The organism is Amycolatopsis sacchari (assembly GCF_900114035.1).
GTDB classification, from domain to species: Bacteria; Actinomycetota; Actinomycetes; order Mycobacteriales; family Pseudonocardiaceae; genus Amycolatopsis_E; species Amycolatopsis_E sacchari.
This window is the reverse complement of the sequence record NZ_FORP01000001.1, coordinates 163,194-182,302: the sequence shown is the minus strand read 5'-3', so window position 1 is coordinate 182,302 and position 19,109 is coordinate 163,194. Positions and strand designations below refer to the sequence as shown.

Below are 19,109 nucleotides of genomic sequence, written 5' to 3'. Positions count from 1 at the left end.
CTTCGCGCACTGCGAACCGGGGGCGGTCCGCCGAGAATGGGTTTGCCTGGCGGCAAAGCTAGGACACCTGGCGCCCGACGACAAACCGGGGGCCGGGCCGGAGAGAAAGGCACCACACGTGGGAAGGGACGAGGTCATCCACACCAGCGCACCCGTCAAGGCAGAACACTCCGGCGACGTCGGCCGGATCAAGCTCTTCGGAGAGATAGACCACACCGCCGTCGAGCAGCTCGACCGCGCGGTCACGGACCTGCTCGGCAAGGGCGTCGCCCGGCTCGTGGTCGACTTCGAGGACCTCTCGTTCTTCGACTCCGCCTGCATCAGCGCGCTGGTGCGCGCGCGGGCGCTCGCCGAGGAGCAGGACAGCGAGATCACGCTGGCGAACGTCAACCGCTACGCCCGGCGGATCCTCGACCTCACCGGGCTGTCCTCGGCGTTCACGATCGAGCCCAAGGACGAGGACGACGAGGAGCTCTGAGTTGAGCGGAACCGGCTCAACTTTGGGAACAAAACCCGGCTCAACTTCGTAGTAAGGGGTGACGGCCCGAGGGGCGGGCCGGAGAAGTTCCCAGGAGGTGAGCGTCATGGCGCTGCCTGCCATGCGATCCCGCGAAACCCTGAGCCGGTGGGACCCGTTCCGCGAGTTCGGTGACCTGAACCGCTGGTTCGACACGCTGGCCGGGCGGCTCGACGAGGCGCCCCGGCCGTGGTCCCCGAGCGCCGACGTGAGCGAGACGGACACGCAGTACGTGTTCGAGGTCGAGCTGCCCGGGGTCAAGCGCGAGGACATCACGGTCGACCTGACCGGCAACCGGCTCGCGATCACGGGCGAGCTGAAGGAGCAGGAGCGGGAGGGCGTGTTCCGCCGCCGGACGCGGCGCACGGGCCGGTTCTCCTACCGCGTGCTGCTGCCGCGTGGCGTCGACGGTGACGCGATCGAGGCTTCGCTCGAGGACGGCGTGCTGACCGTGCGCGTGCCCAAGAGCGACCCGGAGCGGCCCCGCCGCATCGAGATCACCGCGAAGTAAAGCCGGATTCCCGCCGGGCCCTGGACCACGTCCGGGGCCCGGCTTTTCCGCGTCAGGGCGAGACCTCCCGGAACGGGCACAGCTGCTCGCGGGACACGGCCAGCTCGACGCGGTCTTCGTGCAGTGCCCGCACCTGCGCCCACTCCACGAACAGCGAATGCCGGCCCAGCCAGCGGAACAGGGCCGGCAGCGGCCACGGCCCCGCCATCGACCCCCGCAGGTAGCCCAGCCGGTCACCGAGACCGGCCTTGCCGCACTCCAGCCCCACCAGCTCGAACCGCGGCGCGTCCTGGCCCCGCTGCGTGAACACGAGGTCGTGCACGTGGCCGACGCTCGTGCCGTCCCGGTCCAGCACCCGGCGGCCGATCAGCTCCGCCCCCTTCACCGCCTGCTCCCGGGGATCCGCTCGACGACGTGCCTTCGCGTCCACTGCCGGAACCGATCGGCGGGCAGCTCGTCCGCGCGGACCCGCAGCCGCACCTCGCGGCGGTCGAACCGGCAGACCAGGTCCATCGGGATCCGCACCGGGTAGGGGTCGTCACGCGGCCGGAGCCGCCGTCCCACCGCCGCCCACCACGTGCCGATCCGGTCCCCGATGCGCGGCCCGAGCGCCGTCGGCCCGCACAGCAGCGCCGTCACCACCGGCGGGTCGTCCTCGGACAGCTCCAGGTCGTCCACCTTGCCCAGCTCGACGCCGTCGCGGTCGAAGATCTGCCGGTCCCACAGCAGGTCGTTCGCGGTCACGACGTCCATCCCGCCTCCTCACTGCCCCGCCTTCGTCGCGATCAGCAACGGCAGCGCCGCGACCGACACGACCACCATCACCAGCAACGCGAGCATCGCGAGCGCGTTCTGCCAGCGCTTGTTCACGTACCGGCCCAGGTACTCGCGGTCGTTGGCGACCACGAGCAGCGGCAGGTACGTCAGCGGGATCGCCGCGCCGCCCAGCACCACGGACACGATCGTCACGGTGATCGGGTCGATCGTGGTGAGCACGAACGCCGTCGCCGCGATCACCGAAGCCAGGCACACCAGGTGGAAACGCGGCGCGTCGACTGGGCGGTGCCGCTTGCCCCACGACCAGCCGAAGTACTGCCCGAAGCTGTAGCCGATCGACAACGCGGACTCGGCGGCGGCCGCGAACGTGCACGCGAAGAACCCGACGAACGTCAGCAGCAGCCCGGCGACGCCGAGCGCCTGCGCGATGGGCAGCGTGACCTGCCCGAGGTGGTGCACGTCCACCGAATCCGGCCGCAGCACCGGCACCATCGCCGCCATGATCGCCAGGCTGAGCACCGCGCCGAGCGGGAAGCCGACGAGCGTGTTGACCCTGGCGCGGCGCATGTCCCGCACGGTCCACTTCTCCTCACGGCCACCGGAGGCGAAGAACACCACCTGGTAGGGCACGACGCACGCGCCGATCAGCGAGATCCCGTAGAACAGCCAGGTCGGCAGCGGCTCCCCGGCGGGCACGGACGGGGAGAACACCTCTTCGGCGAACTGGTGCCAGTCCGCGGGCAGCAGCGCGAGCGCGGCCGCGAACACCAGCAGGCACAGCCCGAGCAGCCCGAACACGGTCTCCAGCACCGAGAAGGGCAGGCGCCAGATCGCCAGCCACACCGCGAGCCCCACGACCGGCACCCAGATCAGGTAGTGCACGCCGCTGACCAGCTGCAGCACCAGCGCCACGCCGCCGATCTCGGCGGCCAGCGTGAGCAGGGCGAGCAGCGCGCTCGCCACGAGGTTGACGAGCGCGAACCGCACCCCGAGCCGCTCCCGCACGACGTCGAACACCGCCCGCTGCGCCACCGCGGCGACCCGGCCCGCCATCTCGCCGTAGAGCACCATGATCAGCGTGCCGAGCACGACGGCCCACGCGAGCGTCATCCCGAACCGCGCGCCGGTGACGCCGCTGGTGACGATGTTGCCGATGTCGACGAACCCGCCGATGGCGGTCATCACGCCCAGCGCGACCTTGAGCAAGCCCTTCACGCCGACACCTCGGACAGCTGCTCCAGGTCGCCGAGCGGCTGCTCCAGCCGGGCGAGCGCGGCACGCTGCGCGCCGGAGTCGCCGGAGCGGACCGCGATCCGCAGGTCGGTGAGCACGGCCGTGGCCGCGCGCACCGGCCCGTCCATCCGCAGCCGCAGGCGGTCGGACTCCGCGTCCGGCGGCTGCCTGCTTTCGATCGTGGTCTGCACCGAGACGGCGTCGCGCTCGGCGTCGGTGACAACGGTGTCGGTCACCGTGGGCAGCATCCGGCCGCCGAGGTCCAGTTCGACGGCGTGCCGGGCGGTGACGAGCAGCCCCGTCAGCGCCTTGGCGGTCTGCGCGACCTTGTCCCGGTACTCGGCGGCGGTCACCGTGGGTCCCGCGCACGCCGTGAGCGCGGCGAGCAGCAGCAGGGCCGTCAGCACCCGGCCCGCCCTGGTCATTTCCGGTCGTCCTCACCGCCGGCACCGTGCCGCAGGAGCACGAACCCGAGCGCGGCCAGCAGCGCACCGAACACCACCCAGGCGATCAGGATGTCCAGCCCGTCGGTCTGCAGCATCGGCGTCCTCCGGAACCGGAGTTACCCCGTCCGGGTCCCGCCGAAACTGCGTGGAGTGACCGGACTACTGCGAACGGGGACGGCTGACGGCCTCGGGGCGGCGGCGTGGGGTGGCCGGGGCGGCGAAGCCGTACCCGAACCGCAGCACGGCCTGCGGGCAGGCCTGCCCGCCCAGCAGCTCCCGCAGCTCGCGCCGGGTCGCGCCGATCTCGACCGGCTGCGACAGGAACGACGCGCTGACCCCCGCCGTCGTGCCGGTCAGCAGCACCCGCTGCAGCGCCTGGCCCGTGCGCAGCTGCGCGAGCGGCGTGTCGGTGAAGGAGCTGAGCACCGCGACCAGCGGCTCGCTCTCGTACGGGCGTTCCGGCCGGTCCTCCGCACCTGGGTAGGAGCGCAGGGTCAGCAGCGCGCCCGGCGCCTGGCGCGGCCCGCCGGCCGACGGCGGCACCCCGTCGTCGCGGTGCCCGCCCTCGGCCGTCCAGCGCCGCAGCTCCTCCTGGAACGCCGGGTCCTCGCTCTGCAGGTGCTCGGCGTGCCGCAGCAGGCCGGCGAGCCGGTCCAGCTCGGCGGGCCGCTCCAGCAGCGCGAGCGAGGCGCCTTCGAGGCTCGCCGCGCGCACGAGCGAGTGCCGGATCCACCGCGGGACCGGCCGGTCGGCGAAGGGGCGCCGGTTGCTGCGGCGGAACGTGATCGCCCTGGCGAACGCGCGGTCCTCGGGGGTCACCGGGCACTGCCCCTGCAGCCACACCGTGGCGAGGTGCGCGGGCCGGGCACGGTCGGGCAGCAGGTGCACGGCGCTGGCGCGGCCCGCGGCACGCAGCGCGAGCTGGATGTTGAGGATCGCGGCACCACAGGACAGCCGGGCCTCGCGGCCGTCCGGGTCGACCACGGTGAGCACGCGCGCGGGGTCGAGGTGGACGTCGATCCGGTCGTCGCCGAGCTCGAACCGCCACGGCTGCGTGTTGTGCGGCGACGGCGCGCGGACGGCCGACTCGAGTGCGGTCAGGACCAGGTTCGCCGCCCTGGTGTGCGTCGCTGTCATGGCAGCTCTCCCAGAGGTGATTTCCGGTGCCCAGCGTCTCTTCCGCGCGCCGACGTGCGGCAGAGGCGGGCGTCCTGAACCCGGAGGGTCTTTCGGCCCTTCGCCCGGCCGCTGCCCGGGTGCACCTGCTGGTTTTCGATCACCCCGGGTGCGAAGGTGGCTTCATGGCGACGGAAGGCCCCGCCCGGCCCACGCTGCGCGGCACGCTGTCGCAGCTGCGGCTGCGCGAGCTGCTCGTCGAGGTGCAGGACCGCATCGAGCGGCTGATCGCCGCGCGCGACCAGATGGACGGCCTGCTGGAGGCCGTGCTCGCCATCGCGGGCGGCCTCGAACTCGACGCGACCCTGCGCCGGATCGTGCGGGCGGCGACCGAGCTGGTCGACTGCAGGCACGGCGCGCTGGGCGTGCTCAACGCGGACGGAGTCGGGCTCGCGCAGTTCATCCACGAGGGCGTCGACGCGCGGACCAGGGACAAGATCGGGCACCTGCCCAAGGGGCACGGGCTGCTGGGGCTGCTCATCGAGCGGCCGGAACCGCTGCGGCTGGCCGACCTCGCCGAGCACGACGCGTCGGCGGGCTTCCCGGCCGAGCACCCGCCGATGCGCACGTTCCTCGGCGTGCCGGTCCTGGTGCGGGACAAGGTGTTCGGCAACCTCTACCTCACGGAGAAGGCCGACGGGCAGCCCTTCACCGAGGACGACGAGGTCGTCGTGCAGGCACTCGCCGCCGCCGCGGGCATCGCCGTGGAGAACGCGCGCCTGTACGAGGAGACCCGCCTGCGCCAGCGCTGGCAGGAGGCGACGAGCGAGATCAGGGCGCAGCTGCTCGCCGCCGCCGATCCGGCCGCGGTCCTGCGCCTGGTCGCCGAGCGCGCCCGCACCCTGACCGGCGCCGACCACACCTTCCTCGCCCGCCCCGACGACCCCGAGCTGCCTCCCGAGGAGGTCACCACGCTCGTCGTCACCGTCTCCGCCGGGCCGGACGCGGAAGAGCTCATCGGCCGCCGCATCCCGGTGGCCGCCTCGACGTGCGGGGACTCCTTCCGGGACGCGATGCCGCGGCAGGAACCGAAACTGCGCTACGACGTGGGCGCCGGGCTGCCCGCCGAGTTCGGGCCGGTGCTGGTGCTGCCGCTGCGCGCGTCGGCGGAAACCGTGTCCGGGGTGCTGGTCGCGGTGCGGACCGCCGGTGGTGAGCCGTTCGACGCGACCCAGCTGCCGCTGGCGGCCTCCTACGCGGACCAGGCCGCGCTCGCCCTCCAGCTCGCCGACGACCAGCGCCGCCTCTACGAACTCGAAGTCCTCGCCGACCGCGACCGCATCGCCCGCGACCTCCACGACCACGTCATCCAGCGCCTGTTCGCCCACGGCCTCGCCCTCCAGAGCACCCGCCTGCGCACCCGCTCCCCCGAGATCCAGCGCAGGCTGAGTGAGCTCATCGACGAGGTGCAGAGCGTCATCGCGGAGATCCGCACGGCCATCTTCGACCTGCACGGCGGCGCGGACGGCAGCGCGCGCCTGCGGCGGCGGCTGCACGAGATCATCGCGGAGGTCACCGGGGACACGCCGCTGCAGACGAGCGTGCGGGTGTCCGGCCCGCTCGGCGTGGTGTCGCCGCGGCTGGCCGAGGACGCCGAAGCGGTGGTGCGGGAGGCGCTGGACAACACGGTGCGGCACGCGGGCGCGACCGCCGTGGCGGTCACGGTGGAGGTCGGCGACGAGCTGTCCATCGAGGTCACGGACAACGGGCGCGGCCCGGGCGGCCAGGTGCACGGCGGGTTGCGGAACCTGGCCGAGCGCGCGCGGCGTGCCGGCGGGCGCTCCGTGCTCGACGCGCCGGAGGACGGCGGCGCCCGCCTGGTGTGGTCGGCTCCCCTCGCGTGAGCCGCTCAGGGCGCGTGGCCGTTGTCCTCGGGCAGCCCGAAGCCGGCGACGAGTTCGGGGCGGATGCGGATGACGTAGCCGGGTTCGCCGTCCGCCCACGGATCCGCGAGGTGGCGGTAGCGGTCGGCGCCGTCGGCGCGGCGGGCGACACCCGTGACGATGACGCTCCAGCCGATCCGGTCGTCGCCGGAGACCGAGTCCGCCTCGTACGCCACGACGGTGTCCAGCGCGGACAGCAGCGCCGTGCGGTCGTGGCTGCGGATCACCACCTCGCCGTCGTCCTCCACGAGGTGGTGGACGGGCCGGATGGCGGGCAATGCCTGGTGGGTGAACACGATGCGGCCGACACCCACGCTGGCGAGCCGCCGCAGCGACTCCTCACGCGACAGCTCCCGCAGCCGGCCGTTCATGCGTCACTTCCGGCCCGCGGTCCGTTCCTCGACACGGGCGTCATGGTCCCGCGTGGTGGACGGGCCGGAAAAGAGCACAAAGTCCCCGTGCGATCACGGCTAGCCTGGGAGAAATCCCCGGCGCGGGAAGGGTGAGGACCATGATCAAGGTGTTCCTGGTCGACGACCACGAGGTGGTCCGGCGCGGTGTGGCGGACCTCCTGGAGGCCGACCCGGAGCTGACCGTGATCGGCGAGGCCCCCACCGCCGCGCAGGCGCTGGCGCGGATCCCGGCGCTGCGCCCCGACATCGCGGTGCTCGACGTGCGGCTGCCCGACGGCAACGGCATCGAGCTGTGCCGTGACCTGCGGTCCCGGCTGCCGGAGCTGAACGTGCTGATGCTGACCTCCTACACCGACGAGGAGGCCATGCTCAACGCGATCCTCGCCGGGGCGGGCGGGTACGTGATCAAGGACATCCAGGGGCTGCAGCTCGTTTCCGCGGTGCGCGAGGTCGGCTCGGGGCGGTCGCTGCTGGACAACAGGGCCGCCGCGACGCTCATGGCGAAACTGCGTTCGGACGCCACGGACTCCGGGTCGCTGGCGGGGCTCAGCGACCGCGAGCGGACGCTGCTGGAGCTGATCGGCGAGGGCCTGACGAACCGGCAGATCGCCGAGCGGATGTTCCTGGCCGAGAAGACCGTGAAGAACTACGTGTCCCGCCTGCTGACCAAGCTCGGCCTCGAACGCCGCACCCAGGCGGCGGTGCTGGCGACGAAGCTGCGCGACCGCAGGCACGCCAGGGGGCCAGGGCGCTGACGTTCCACAGTGGAGTCGTTCAAGATCCTTTGTGGACGGCGGAAAACGCCCCCTTGAACGAGGGACTTTCGGCCCTACGCCCGCCGCCGGAGCGGAGGAAGGGTGGGGGGCGACGAAAGAGGAGCGTCATGGCACGACCAGCGAAGTGGACCGTGGAAATCGCGCTCGACGAAAGCGGGGACACCACCCGTGCCCAGGTCCGGCTGGCCGCCGCGGGCGGCACGACGTACCACGGGATCGGCCTCGTCCACGGCGGCCCGCGCGGGGTGCACCTGCCCGCGATCGCCGCGGAACTGGCGCTGGCGCGGGCTTTCAGCGATCTGACGGAGGAGCTGCTGGAGGCCGTGGCGTCCGACATCGAAGCGGACGCGCGCGGCCCGCTCGCCGTCCTGCAGGGGCGGGCCTGACCCCGGTGTCACCGCAGCCCGGCGCGGGGGATCCGGCGGAGGGGTACGGCCGGGGTTTCACAAGCCCCGCTTCGGCGGCGCCTGACCGCCGTTCGCCGGGACAACCACGCGCGTGCCCGGCCACCCCAGGGCTGCATCACCGCCCGCCAGCGGGGCGAAACCACGCACTAACGGCCCACCGCGCCTCACCGGCGCGTGAGTGCCGCCAGGCCCGGCGACAGCCGGACCGGCACGGGGCTGGGCGCCCGCAGGCGCCGGGCGTCGCGGGGCAGCCAGCGCAGGTCGCGTTCCAGGCGGTCCCTCGCGTGGTCCAGGCCGTGCCTGCCGCGCACCCGGCGGCCGCCCCGCATCGCCTGCGTCAGGACCGCCCGGCACTTGCCCGGCGGCGGGTCGCCGCGCCGCGCGAGGACGTCGTCCTCCCCCGACGCGCAGCGGTACGCCTGCTTGGCGCCCGGCAGCGTGTCGTCGTCCGCGACGGGTCTGCCGTCGTACTCGACGAGGCGGTAGGCGGTCACCGCCCTCGCCTCCGGGACGGCGAGGTTCCGGCCCACCCCGTAACCGTCGATCGGTGCGTCGGCGCCGGTCAGCCGTTCCAGCTCGTACTCGTCGAGCCCGCCGCTGACGAGAATCCGCGACCGCACGAACCCCGCTTCGTCGAGGGTTTCGCGGGCCTTCCTCGCCGCTTCCAGCGGGTCGCCGGACGACAGCCGCACGCCGATGTGGTCGTCCGGCAGGTCGAGCTCGGTGGCGACGTCCACCGCCGCGTGCACCCCGTCGACCACGTCGCCCTTGTCGACGAGAAACACCGGCCGCGCCGGGAAATCCTGGGCGTAGGCGCGGAAAGCGGCCCGCTCGTCCCCGAAGGCGCCGAGGTAGGCGGCCGTCATCGTGGCGACAGCGGGCAGGCCCAGCACCCGGGCGGCGCCGACGTGGCTCGTGCCGGCGAACCCCGCCACCGCGCACGCCCTGGCCACCGCCGTCGCGGTGGCGAGCCCCGGCGCCCGGTGGCCGGCGAAGTCGAACAGGTCCGCGCCGCCCGCCGCGAGCCGGTACCGCGCCGCCTCGGTGGCGACCGTGCAGCCGAACGTCACGAGGCCGAGCAGCGCCGTGCCCACCAGCTGCGCCTCCGGCAGCGGGGCCGTGACCTCCAGCAGCGGTTCCGGCGCGAACACCACGCAACCCTCCGGCGGCGCCCACACGTCCCCGGTGAACCGCAGGTCCGCGAGCGCCGCGACGTCGGCGTCCCGCAGTTCCGCGGCCTGCCGCAGGTACGCCAGCTCGGCGCGCTCGAACCGGAAGCCTTCGAGGAACAGCAGCACGTCGTCGAGCCCGGCGCTGACGACGAACCCCCGGTCCGGCGGCAGGCGCCGCGGGAACAGGCTGAACGTCGCGGTGCCGGTCATCCCGCGGCGCAGGTGGCTCGCGGCCGTCCGGACCGCGTGCAGATCGGCGTGGCCGCCCGTCACTGGCAGCCGCCCGGGACCCGGCCCATGCACCCCACCGTACGCCCGCAGGGACTTTCGGCAGCACGTCCGGTTACGTCCAGCCCTGTCGCGGGCACTCCCCGGCCAGGCAGTCTCGATCACCTCAGCGCGGTGCGAGGGAGCGAACCGATGGTGGTGGACGACCGGACGACGGCGGGCGGTCAGCTCGCGGGACGGCTGCGGGACCTGCGGGCCGACCGGCCCGTCGTGCTGGGCCTGCCCCGCGGCGGGGTCGTCGTCGCCGACCCGATCGCCACCGCGCTGGCCGCCCCGCTCGACGTCGTGCTGGTCAGCAAGGTCGCCGACCCCGCCGACCCGGAGTTCGCACTGGGCGCGGTCGGCGAAGGCGCGGTCGTGGTCGGCGGGTGCATCGCCCCCGGGCTGCTCGGCTCCGCGCTGCAGGCGGTGGCCGAGCGGGCGCGCCGGTACCGCGCGGTGCGGCGGGCGGTGCCCGTCGCGGGCCGCACGGTCGTGCTCGCCGACGACGGGATCGCCACCGGCGCCACGGTGCTCGCCGCCCTCCGGGTGCTCACCGCCCGCCGCGCCGGCCGCGTCGTCGTCGCGGTGCCGGTCGCGGCGCGCGCCGCGCTGAAAGCGCTGTCCCCGTTCGCCGACCGGGTGGAATGCCTGCTCGCGCCGCCCCGCCTCGGCGCCGTCAGCCGCTGGTACGCCGACTTCCGCGAGGTGACCGACGACGAGGTGCTCTGGCTGCTCGCCGCCCACGCCGAGGTGCCCGCATGAACTGGCCCGTCATCCGCAAGTCCGAGGCCGTGCGCGCGGCCGCGAACCTCCGCGACTACGCGCGGACGGTCGCGGGGTTCAGCTGGGAGGCCGAACTGCTGGCCCTGTCCGCACTGCCGGGCAGCGGCGCGCTGAACATCGCGCACGAGGCCGTGGACCGCTACGCCACCGGCCCGCGCTGGAACCACCCGGCGCTGCGCTGGCTCGACCGCTACGACACCGTCCGCGAGTACACCTTCGCCGAGCTTTCGGAGCTCAGCAACCGGTTCGCCGACCTGCTCGGCCGGCTGGACGTGCCGCGGGGCGAGCGCGTCTACACGCTGCTCGGCCGCACCCCCGAGCTGTACGTGGCGGTGTTCGGCGCCCTCAAGGCGGGCTGCGTGCTGTCCCCGCTGTTCACCGCCTACGGCCCCGAACCGCTGCGGGACCGGCTGTCCCTCGGCGAGGCGGGGGTGCTCGTCACGACCCCGGAGCTGTACCGCGGCAAGATCGCCGCGATCCGCGACTCGGTGCCGTCGCTGCGGCGGGTGCTGGTGACCGGCGAGACGCCCGTTCCCGGCGCGCTCGCGCTCGGCCCCGCGCTCGAGAAGTCCTCGCCGCACTACGAGATCGAGCCGGGCGAGCCCGGCGACCCCGCGTTCCTGCACTTCACCAGCGGCACCACCGGCCCCGCCAAGGGCGTGCTGCAGGCCCACGAAGCGGTGCTGGCCCAGTACGTCAGCGCCCGCTACGCGCTCGACCTGCACCCCTCGGACCTCCTGTGGTGCAGCGCCGACCCGGGTGGCGTGACCGGGCTGACCTACGCCGTGGTCGCCCCGCTGACCGCCGGGGTCACGACGCTGAGCGTCGAGGGCGGGTTCGACGCCGGCCGGTGGCTGTCCGTGTTGTCCGGGCAGCGCGTGACCGTCTGGTACACCGAGCCCGCCGCGCTGCGCACCCTGATGCGCCGCGGCGCGGAACCACCCGCCGAGCACGACCTGTCCGCGCTGCGGTTCGTGGCCAGCACCGGTGAACCGCTGCCGCCGGAAACCGTGGTGTGGGGCCAGGACGCGCTCGGCTGCGCGGTGCACGACACGTGGTGGCAGACCGAAACCGGCGCGATCACCATCGCGAACTTCGCGGGCGAGGACGTCCGCCCCGGCTCGATGGGCCGCGCGCTGCCGGGCATCACGGCCGGGCTCGTCGAGCGCGGCGAGGACGGCAAGGTCCGCGAGCTGACGGCCGGCGAGCACCAGGCGGGGGAACTGGCGCTGCGCCGGAGCTGGCCGTCGATGTTCCGCGGCTACTGGCGGGATCCCGGCCGCTACGACGAGTCCTTTTCGGACGGCTGGTACCTCACCGGCGACCTCGCCCGGCGCGACGACGACGGCTACTACTCCTACGTCGGCCGCACCGACGAGGTGATCTCCGCGCGCGGCTACCGGGTGGGGCCGTTCGAGGTGGAGAGCGTGCTCGTGTCGCACCCCGCGGTGCGCGAAGCCGGGGTGATCGGGGTCCCGGACCCCGTCGACGGCGAACGGGTCAAGGCGTTCGTCACGCTGCACGCGGGCTACGAGCCGGACGAGGAGCTGCGGCTGGAGCTGCTCGCGTTCGGCCGCCGCGCGCTCGGCGCGCTCGCGCCGGCGGAACTGGTCTTCGAGGATTCCCTGCCGCGTACCCGCACCGGCAAGGTGCTGCGCCGGGTCCTCAAAGCGGGAGAAGGAGTGGAGGACGGCTGATGACCGACGGAAGCCCTCGCGCCCAGGAGCGCCTGGACCTGCTGCGCGGGATGATCCGCGCGCGGCGACTCGAGGAGCGCCGGACCGGGCAGCCGGTCATCGGCGACGAAGCGGTGGTGGCCGGGATCGCCGCGGGCATCGGCCCCGACGACAGCGTGGTCGAGGGCGGCGGAATCCCGCTGGCGCTGGGCCTCGCCGCCGCGACGGCCGCCGCGCCGCGGCCCCGGGTCACGGTGTACCGGCTCGGTGAGCGCCCGGTGCCCGCCGGGGAACTGCGGCAGGCGCTGCGGGTCGCCGCCCGCCGCGGGCTGGCGGTCCTGTTCTGCCGCGAGATCAACCTCCACCCGCTCGGCGGGCCGCCGTCGGAAGCCGCTTTCGCCGCGGCACACGGCATCGCGGCGTGGTCGGTGGACGGCATGGACGCGCTCGCGGTGGCCGAGTCCGTCGAGGAGGCCGTGGAGGGGATCAGGTGCGGCGAGGGACCGCACCTGCTGGAGCTGAGCACGTGCCGGTTCCGCGGCCGCGGCAAGGTCACGCGCTGGCGGGAGTTCGACCCGGTCCGGCTGCTCGCCGACCGCATGCGTGACGAGGACGGGCTGGGCGAGGACGAGCTGGCGAAGCTGGAGTCCGAAGTGGATGCCGAGCTGGCCGGGGAGCCGGTGACCGCGGGCTGACGGGTGGAAAACGGCCACCCGCGCGCCGACCACGGCCCGGCCTACGCTGGGTCATGACCGAACTGCGGGAGGTGGACCGGTACGCGGAGCTCCGTGACCAGCGGCTCGCGGCCCGGCTCGCGGCCGAGGACAGCGCCGAAGCCGCCGGGCTGGACCCGTTCGAGCGCCTCACCTGTCGCACCCACCGGCACTGGCTGCACCAGTGCATCGGCTCCGCGGCGCACGTGGTGGTCGTGACCGGGCACCGCTGGTGCCGCGGCTGCGAGCGCCCGGCGGCCGTCGTGGTGGACGAGTTCGCGGGCGCCGTGCGCCTGTTCTGCCCCTCATGCGGCCGTTTCCCCGACTCCCCCGCCAACCGGCAGGTGGTGCGTGCCTGCTTGCGCAGCCTCGCCGCGGCACGGGGAGGCTGACGCTCAGCCGACGCGGAGCTCGGCCGCCAGCGCCAGTGCCTGGGTCGTGCCCAGCTCCTCGCACAGGGCGAGCGCCTTGCGGCGGGAGTCGCCCGCCGCGGTGGGGTTCCCGGTGACGACGTAGAGCGTGGTCAGCTCCGCGAGCGTGCGGGCGCGCTGCCAGCGCAGCGGCACCCCGGTGAACGCGGTGAGCGCCAGCTCCAGGCACACCCCGGCGAGCGCGAGCTGCCCCACCTCGCGGCGGGCCCTGCCCTCGTTGAGCGCGGCGAACGCCTCCTCGATCGGGAACCCGCCCTGCCGGAACAGCGCCCGCGCCTCGCGGAGGGTCCTTGCCGCCGGCGCCCACTGCCCCGCCTCGCTCAGGTCGAGGCCGAGGTTGAGCAGCGTCGTCGCCCGGAAGAACCGGCGTGCCTCGGGGTTGGCCCGCGCGTAGTGCGCCTCCACGTCCGCGAGCACGGCCCGGTGCACGGCCAGCGCCTCGTCCGCGCGGCCCTGCGCGCGCAGGATGGAGCCGAGCACGTTGCGGATCGTGCCCTGCCCCAGCCAGAAATCGAGGTCCTCGGCCAGCGCGACGGCGCGTTCCGCGTGGTCCAGCGCCTCGGCCGGCTGTCCCAGCCGCAACCGGACCGCGGCGAGGTAGCCCAGCGCCCACGCCTGCTCCCGCCGGTCCCCGGTCTCGACGGCGATGCCCAGCGCCTCCCGGTGCAGCGCGAGGCCGCCTTCGTTGTCCGCCAGGCAGAAGTACCGCGCCCAGCCCAGCGAGTTCAGCATCGCCGCCTCGCCCGACCGGTCGCCCAGCGCCCGCGCCGCCGCGAGGCCCAGCGCGAAGATCTCGTGCCACGGCCGCTCCTGCGTGCGCCCGTCGGAGTACCAGTGCACGGCCCGCGCCAGTTCGAGCACCTCGCGGTGGCGCCCCGTCTGCGCCGCGGCGCGCTGGGCGGCCAGCCAGTTCGACGCCTCCGTGTCCAGCCACTCCGCCGCCTCGCGCCGCGACGCGAACGGTTCGGCGGTGAGCCGGTCGGGGTAGAACAGGCGGGCGGCGGCGGTCGCCGTGCCCAGCAGATGGCGCAGCGTGGCCTCGGAGAGCGCCTCGCGGTCGTGCGGCTTCTCCTCGGCTTCGAGCCGCTCGCGGGCGAAGATCCGGATCAGGTCGTGGAACCGGTAGCGCCCCGGCGCGGCGGCGGCGAGCACGAGGTTGGCGTCGACCAGTTCGTCGAGGTGCTCGCCGACCTCGGCCACCGGCAGTCCCGCGGCGATCGCCGCGAGGTCGGCGGCGAAGTCGGCGCCGGGGATCGCCGCGAGGCGCCGGAACACCAGCCGCGCGGCCGGGGACAGCCGCCGGTAGGACATCTCGAACGCCGAGCGCACCTGCAGGTCCCCCGCCGACAGGGAACTCAGGCGGGTGCTCGCGTCCCGCAGCTGCCCGACGAGGTAGGCGATCGACCACTGCGGGCGCGTCGCGAGCCTCGTGCCCGCGATGCGCACCGCGAGCGGCAGGTTTCCGCACAGCGCCACGAGTTCCGCGGCGGCCTCCGGTTCGGCGGCGACGCGCTCCGGCCCGGCGATACCCGCCAGCAGCGCGGTCGCGTCGGCGTCGGCGAGCGGTTCGAGCCACACCCAGCGCGCCGCCTCGAGCCCGGCGAGGGCGCGGCGGCACGTGATCAGCGTGAGGCACCCGGGGCTCGCCGCGAGCAGCGGGCGCACCTGCGCCTCGTCGGCGGCGTTGTCGAGCAGCACCAGGACCCGGCGCCCGGCCAGCAGCGAGCGGAACAGGTGCTGCTGCTCCACGCCGGCGGCCGGGATCTGCTGGGGCGGCACGCCCAGCGCGCGCAGGAGCTGTTCGAGTGCCTCGCGGGAGCTGAGCGGCTGGTCGGCGAGCCCGCGCAGGTCGAGCGCGAAGCACCCGTCGGGGAACCGGTCGCGCAACGCGTGGGCGGCGGCCACGGCGAGGGTGGTCTTGCCGACGCCGGGGTGGCCGATGATCGACAGCACCACGCCGCTGGGCGAGTCGGCCAGCGCGTCCTCCCGCAGCCGGGCGAGTTCGGCTTCGCGGCCACGCAGGTCGGGCACAGGGGGCGGCAGCTCGCCGACGACGGGTGCCGCCGGGGCGCGGGGGCTGCGGCGGCGCCCGTCGCGGGCGGTGGCGAGGAAGCGGGCGCGGTCGGCGCCGGTGAGGCGCAGCGCGTCGGCGAGCGCGTCGGCCGAACGGCGTTGCGCCGCCTGGGCGCGGCCGCGTTCCAGGTCCCGCAGCGCGCGTTCGCTCATGCCGGAGGCCTTGGCCAGTTCCGCCTGGGTCAGCCCGGCGGCGCGGCGGTGGCGCAGCAGCAGGCGCCCGAACGCCGGGGTGGCGTCCGGGCCCGTGCCGGGATCTTGTGCGTCGTTCACCACCGCCCATTCAACCGGCAGAATTGCCGGCGGTCGAAACCTGCCGGTGGTTCCGCCTCCTCCGCGCGCGGGGGACGGTGTTTGCTGGAGGTCATGTCTTCGCGTATAGCGTGGGCCGAGGGCGGCAACCGTCCGCGGCTGCACTCCGTCCCGCCCCGGCGCCCGGCCGTCCGGGTCGCCGTCGTGGCGGCCGATCCGTTCGTCCGCACCGGGATACTGGCCGAGCTGCGGGACAAGCCCGGGGTGCAGGTGGTCGACGCGCGCGAGGACGGCGGGGCCGAGGTGGTGCTCGCGGTCGCCGAGGCGGGCCGTGAACTGGGCGAACTGCTGACGACGACGCCGAACGCGCGGCTGGTGCTCGTCGCGGAGGACACGCGGCCGGCGGAGCTGTGGACGGCGGTGGAGCACGGCCTCGTCGTGCTGGTGCCGCGCGCGGAGGCCACGACGGCCCGGCTGCTGCAGGCGATCGCCGACGCCCACGCCGGGCGCGGTGACGTGCCGCCCGAGCAGCTGGGGCCGTTGCTGCGCGGGCTGTCCCGGCTGCACCACGACGTGCTGGCGCCGCGCGACCTGACGCTGAGCGGGCTGTCCCGCCGGGAGGCCGACGTGCTGCGGCTGCTCGCGGAGGGCATGGACACGGCGGAGATCGCGGCGGAGATGACCTACTCCGAGCGGACCGTGAAGAACATCCTGCACAGCCTCCTGTCGCGGCTCGGGTTGCGCAACCGCACGCACGCGGTGGCCTACGCCCTGCGGGAGGGCATGATCTGACGGGTTCCTCACTCCCGTAGCTCCCGCGGCATCAGGCTGAGCGCGTCGGGCACCTCGCGCATCCGGTCGTCGAACACCATGGCGCGCCGGGCGGCGGAGTCGTAGGCGCTCCAGCCGGCGTCGCCGTCGCGCGCGAAACGCACGAACGCGTCGTGCATCGCGGCCGCCAGGTGCGGCGGTGCGTCCGGCCCCAGCAACCGGGCCACGCCGGGGGCCTGGAGGTGGTCGAAGAAGAACGGGAGGTCGGTGCAGTGGGCGGCACCGAGCCCGGGGGCCTGCCACCCGAACTGGTAGGCGTAGACCGGGATCCCGGCCGCGGCGGCCACCTCGGCGAGATCGCGGGCGGGCGTGCGGAAGGTGCGGTCGGTCAGCGCCTGGGCGAGCGCGTGGCCCGGGTTGCCCGTCCGCAGCGCGCGGAGGTAGTGGCGCAGATCCCGGGGTGTGAGCCCGAGGTTGGCGAAACCTTCCTCGCACGCTTCGGTCGACGGGGCGGGTGTCACCTCGCCGAGCATGAAGTTCCACTCCTCGGCGGTCACGCCGATCAGGAGTGCGTCGAGCGCGCCCGGCACGGCGAGCGCTTCGCCCGGCGCCGTCGTGACGACCTCGCCGTCGTGGGTGGGCTGCCAGCGGAAGGCGGGTTTTCCGGTGCGGCGGGCCCGGTCGTCGACGGCGGCCGGAGGCGCCTGTACTTCCTCGGGCAGCCACGCGGTTTCCAGCTCCAGCCGCCGCTCCAAGGGCACGCGCGCGAGCGCGGCCCGCGTGGGCGGAACGCCAAGCTGCGCGGCGAACTCGGTGGAGAGCGCTCGCATCCGGTCCAGTGACGCGAGCAGCGGGGTCCCGGCGCTCATCACGGCCAGCCGGTGGAACAGGCCGCGTGCGGCGGGCACACCGGAGAGGGCGAGCGCCGCCGTCGCGCCTGACGACTGCCCGGCCACCGTGACGCGGTCCGGGTCACCGCCGAACGCCTCGATGTTGTCGCGGACCCACCGCAGTGCCGCGGTGAGGTCGAGCAGCGCGCGGTTCGCGACGCCGTCGTCGAGGATCATGAACCCCTCCGCGGCGAGGCGGTAGTTGGGGACGACGAGCACGACCCCGTCCCGCGCGAAGGTCTCGCCCGTGTACCACGGGCTGGCGTTGCTGCCGGTGAAGAACCCGCCGCCGTGCAGCCACACCACGACGGGAACGCGTGCACCCCGGTCCGCGGGCGCGTACACGTTGAGGTTCAGCGGGTTGCCGCCCACCACGACGGGGTCGGGGAACAGTTCCTGGGCTACCGGCGCGTGAGGCGCCGAAGCACCTGGGGCCGTGGCCGGGAAAACGCCGTCCCACGGCGCGGGCGCGCGGGGTGGGTCGAATCCGGCGCCGGGGTCCTGCGCGTACGGGATGCCCAGGAAGACCGCGGCTCCATCGAGTAGGCGTCCTTCGACGAGGCCGGACGCGGTGCGCACGATCATCGGCGGGCGCTCCGGTTCCCCTCGAGGAAGAGCGCGATCACGGCGGTGGCGACGCTCAGCGCGGCGAGGGCGAGCAGGGCGGCGCGGTACCCGTGCACGACCGCCGCGGGATCGTTCGCCGCGCCGGGCCCGGTGACGGTCGAGGCGAGCGTGACCAGTGCGGCGATGCCGAGCGCTCCCCCGAGCTGGCGGCACATGTTCAGCAGGCCCGAAGCGACCCCGGCGTGGCGTGGATCGACGCCCGTGGTGGCCGCGACGATCCCCGGCATCATCGTCAGGCTCGTCCCGGCGCCGACGACCAGGGTGGGGGCGAGCACGTGGGTGACGTAGGCCGGGTGCGCGGGCAGCCCCGAGAGCCACCACAGCCCGGCGGCGGCGACCAGCGCCCCGCCCACCACGAGCGGGCGCGGGCCGAGCGCGGGGATCAGCCGCTGGGAGACGAGGACGCCGAGACTGATCACGGCCAGCATCGGCAGCAGGGACAGTCCCGCCCGCAGCGCCGTTTCGCCCAGCACCTGCTGGAAGTACAGCGAGAGGAAGAACAACGGCGTGGTGACCACGGCGCCGATGCACACGGTCAGGGCGTTGCCGATCCGGACGTTGCGCCGGGCGAACACCGCAGACGGGATCAACGGTGCGGCGGCCCGGCGCTCGATCACCGCGAACACGGCCAGCAGCACGACCCCGGCCACCAGTGCGGCGAGCACCTGGGCCGCCCCCCCAGCCGTGGTCGGGCGCCACCGAGATCCCGTAGACGATGGCGGCGACGGCGAGGGTGACCGTGACGGCACCCGGGACGTCGATGCGGGCGCGCTCCCGCGCGAGCGGGGTGGCCAGCAGTGAGGCGCGTGTCGCGACGAGCAGGCACGCGCCGATGGGGACGTTGACGAGCAGCACCCAGCGCCAGCTCAGCGCGGCGGTGAGGACCCCGCCGAGCACGATGCCGGCGGCCCCGGCGCTCGCGGCCGCGACGCCCCACCAGGTCAGGGCGCGGGTCCGGGCGCCGGGGTCGGTGTGGCTGGCGGTAATCAGGCTCAGGCTCGACGGCCCGAGCGCCGCGGCGCCCGCCCCTTGCACGAGACGTGCCACGAGCAGCATCGCACCGTCCGAGGCGAGACCGCCGAGCAGGCTCGCCGCGGTGAACACGACCAGCCCGGCCACGAAGACCCGGCGGCGGCCCAGCAGGTCACCGGCGCGCGACGCGAGCAGCAGCAGACCGCCGAAGGTGATCAGGTAGCCGTTGACGACCCACTGCTGCCCGGCGGGCGACAGGCCGAGACCCGCCTTCATCGCGGGGAGCGCCACGTTCACGATGCTCGAATCGAGCACCACCATGAACTGCGCCAGGCACGCG

General features: G+C 74.5%; 20 protein-coding genes and 1 pseudogene. 10 read left to right on the top strand and 11 right to left on the bottom strand.

Features of this window, described 5'->3' with window-relative positions:
- The first annotated feature begins 118 nt into the window (after positions 1–118).
- A complete protein-coding gene (locus BMZ92_RS00925) occupies positions 119–478 on the top strand; it encodes an STAS domain-containing protein (RefSeq protein ID WP_245782818.1) in 360 nt (119 codons plus the stop codon).
- 106 nt (positions 479–584) lie between these two features.
- Positions 585–1,028 (top strand): Hsp20/alpha crystallin family protein, encoded by a 444-nt coding sequence (locus BMZ92_RS00920; protein WP_091503585.1) that lies wholly within the window; start codon positions 585–587, stop codon positions 1,026–1,028.
- Positions 1,029–1,080: 52 nt separating this feature from the next.
- Here the strand turns inward: BMZ92_RS00920 and BMZ92_RS00915 are convergent, their stop codons facing one another.
- From BMZ92_RS00915 to BMZ92_RS00900, 5 genes are all read right to left on the bottom strand, one after another.
- Positions 1,081–1,413 carry a PRC-barrel domain-containing protein gene (locus BMZ92_RS00915; protein WP_143249770.1) on the bottom strand — a complete coding sequence of 111 codons (333 nt, stop codon included), beginning with the start codon at positions 1,411–1,413 and terminating at the stop codon, positions 1,081–1,083.
- Entirely contained in the window at positions 1,410–1,781 is a 372-nt protein-coding gene (locus BMZ92_RS36700) for a hypothetical protein (RefSeq protein WP_143249769.1), read from the bottom strand. Before BMZ92_RS36700 ends, BMZ92_RS00915 begins: the two co-directional genes overlap by 4 nt.
- Before the next feature lie 9 nt (positions 1,782–1,790).
- Positions 1,791–3,020, bottom strand: a complete 1,230-nt coding sequence (locus BMZ92_RS00910) for an NRAMP family divalent metal transporter (RefSeq protein ID WP_091503581.1) — start codon at positions 3,018–3,020, stop codon at positions 1,791–1,793.
- On the bottom strand, positions 3,017–3,463 hold the full coding sequence (locus BMZ92_RS00905) for a hypothetical protein (RefSeq protein WP_091503579.1): 447 nt from the start codon (positions 3,461–3,463) through the stop codon (positions 3,017–3,019). Before BMZ92_RS00905 ends, BMZ92_RS00910 begins: the two co-directional genes overlap by 4 nt.
- Before the next feature lie 180 nt (positions 3,464–3,643).
- Positions 3,644–4,621, bottom strand: a complete 978-nt coding sequence (locus BMZ92_RS00900; protein WP_091503578.1) for an Acg family FMN-binding oxidoreductase — start codon at positions 4,619–4,621, stop codon at positions 3,644–3,646.
- A gap of 164 nt (positions 4,622–4,785) precedes the next feature.
- Between BMZ92_RS00900 and BMZ92_RS00895 the strand changes: the two genes are divergently transcribed.
- Entirely contained in the window at positions 4,786–6,504 is a 1,719-nt protein-coding gene (locus BMZ92_RS00895; RefSeq protein ID WP_177228486.1) for a sensor histidine kinase, read from the top strand.
- A 5-nt stretch (positions 6,505–6,509) separates the two neighbouring features.
- On the opposite strand, the gene BMZ92_RS00890 is transcribed toward BMZ92_RS00895, so the two are convergent.
- Positions 6,510–6,914: a pyridoxamine 5'-phosphate oxidase family protein gene (locus tag BMZ92_RS00890; protein WP_091503576.1), complete on the bottom strand. Its 405-nt coding sequence runs from the start codon at positions 6,912–6,914 to the stop codon at positions 6,510–6,512.
- A 140-nt stretch (positions 6,915–7,054) separates the two neighbouring features.
- On the opposite strand from BMZ92_RS00890, the gene BMZ92_RS00885 reads away from it, so the two are divergent.
- Positions 7,055–7,711, top strand: coding sequence for a response regulator (locus tag BMZ92_RS00885; protein WP_091503574.1), 657 nt, complete (start codon positions 7,055–7,057; stop codon positions 7,709–7,711).
- A 128-nt stretch (positions 7,712–7,839) separates the two neighbouring features.
- Entirely contained in the window at positions 7,840–8,118 is a 279-nt protein-coding gene (locus BMZ92_RS00880; RefSeq protein ID WP_091503572.1) for a dsRBD fold-containing protein, read from the top strand.
- 185 nt (positions 8,119–8,303) lie between these two features.
- On the opposite strand, the gene BMZ92_RS00875 is transcribed toward BMZ92_RS00880, so the two are convergent.
- Positions 8,304–9,584: a nicotinate phosphoribosyltransferase gene (locus BMZ92_RS00875; RefSeq protein WP_091503570.1), complete on the bottom strand. Its 1,281-nt coding sequence runs from the start codon at positions 9,582–9,584 to the stop codon at positions 8,304–8,306.
- A 147-nt stretch (positions 9,585–9,731) separates the two neighbouring features.
- Between BMZ92_RS00875 and BMZ92_RS00870 the strand changes: the two genes are divergently transcribed.
- Genes BMZ92_RS00870 through BMZ92_RS00855 form a run of 4 tightly spaced genes read left to right on the top strand, consistent with a single transcriptional unit; the run spans position 9,732 to position 13,145 of the window.
- Complete coding sequence (locus tag BMZ92_RS00870) at positions 9,732–10,343, top strand: phosphoribosyltransferase family protein (protein ID WP_177228485.1); 612 nt, start codon at positions 9,732–9,734, stop codon at positions 10,341–10,343.
- Complete coding sequence (locus BMZ92_RS00865; protein WP_091503567.1) at positions 10,340–12,061, top strand: AMP-binding protein; 1,722 nt, start codon at positions 10,340–10,342, stop codon at positions 12,059–12,061. Before BMZ92_RS00870 ends, BMZ92_RS00865 begins: the two co-directional genes overlap by 4 nt.
- Complete coding sequence (locus tag BMZ92_RS00860) at positions 12,061–12,735, top strand: thiamine pyrophosphate-dependent enzyme (protein ID WP_091503565.1); 675 nt, start codon at positions 12,061–12,063, stop codon at positions 12,733–12,735. The genes BMZ92_RS00865 and BMZ92_RS00860 overlap by 1 nt, the downstream gene beginning before the upstream one ends.
- 53 nt (positions 12,736–12,788) lie before the next feature.
- Positions 12,789–13,145: a hypothetical protein gene (locus BMZ92_RS00855; protein ID WP_091503564.1), complete on the top strand. Its 357-nt coding sequence runs from the start codon at positions 12,789–12,791 to the stop codon at positions 13,143–13,145.
- Between the two features lie 3 nt (positions 13,146–13,148).
- On the opposite strand, the gene BMZ92_RS00850 is transcribed toward BMZ92_RS00855, so the two are convergent.
- Complete coding sequence (locus BMZ92_RS00850; RefSeq protein WP_245782817.1) at positions 13,149–15,530, bottom strand: ATP-binding protein; 2,382 nt, start codon at positions 15,528–15,530, stop codon at positions 13,149–13,151.
- A 93-nt stretch (positions 15,531–15,623) separates the two neighbouring features.
- Here BMZ92_RS00850 and BMZ92_RS00845 point away from each other — a divergent pair, with 93 nt between their 5' ends.
- A complete protein-coding gene (locus BMZ92_RS00845; protein WP_091503563.1) occupies positions 15,624–16,301 on the top strand; it encodes a helix-turn-helix transcriptional regulator in 678 nt (225 codons plus the stop codon).
- Between the two features lie 8 nt (positions 16,302–16,309).
- On the opposite strand, the gene BMZ92_RS37930 is transcribed toward BMZ92_RS00845, so the two are convergent.
- From BMZ92_RS37930 to BMZ92_RS38735, 3 genes and pseudogenes are all read right to left on the bottom strand, one after another.
- Positions 16,310–17,755 carry a carboxylesterase/lipase family protein gene (locus tag BMZ92_RS37930; RefSeq protein ID WP_091504277.1) on the bottom strand — a complete coding sequence of 482 codons (1,446 nt, stop codon included), beginning with the start codon at positions 17,753–17,755 and terminating at the stop codon, positions 16,310–16,312.
- Complete coding sequence (locus BMZ92_RS38520; protein WP_342743444.1) at positions 17,752–18,462, bottom strand: MFS transporter; 711 nt, start codon at positions 18,460–18,462, stop codon at positions 17,752–17,754. The genes BMZ92_RS37930 and BMZ92_RS38520 overlap by 4 nt, the downstream gene beginning before the upstream one ends.
- A gap of 238 nt (positions 18,463–18,700) precedes the next feature.
- A pseudogene (locus BMZ92_RS38735) lies at positions 18,701–19,045 on the bottom strand (MFS transporter); the annotation flags it as partial.
- Positions 19,046–19,109: the final 64 nt, after the last annotated feature.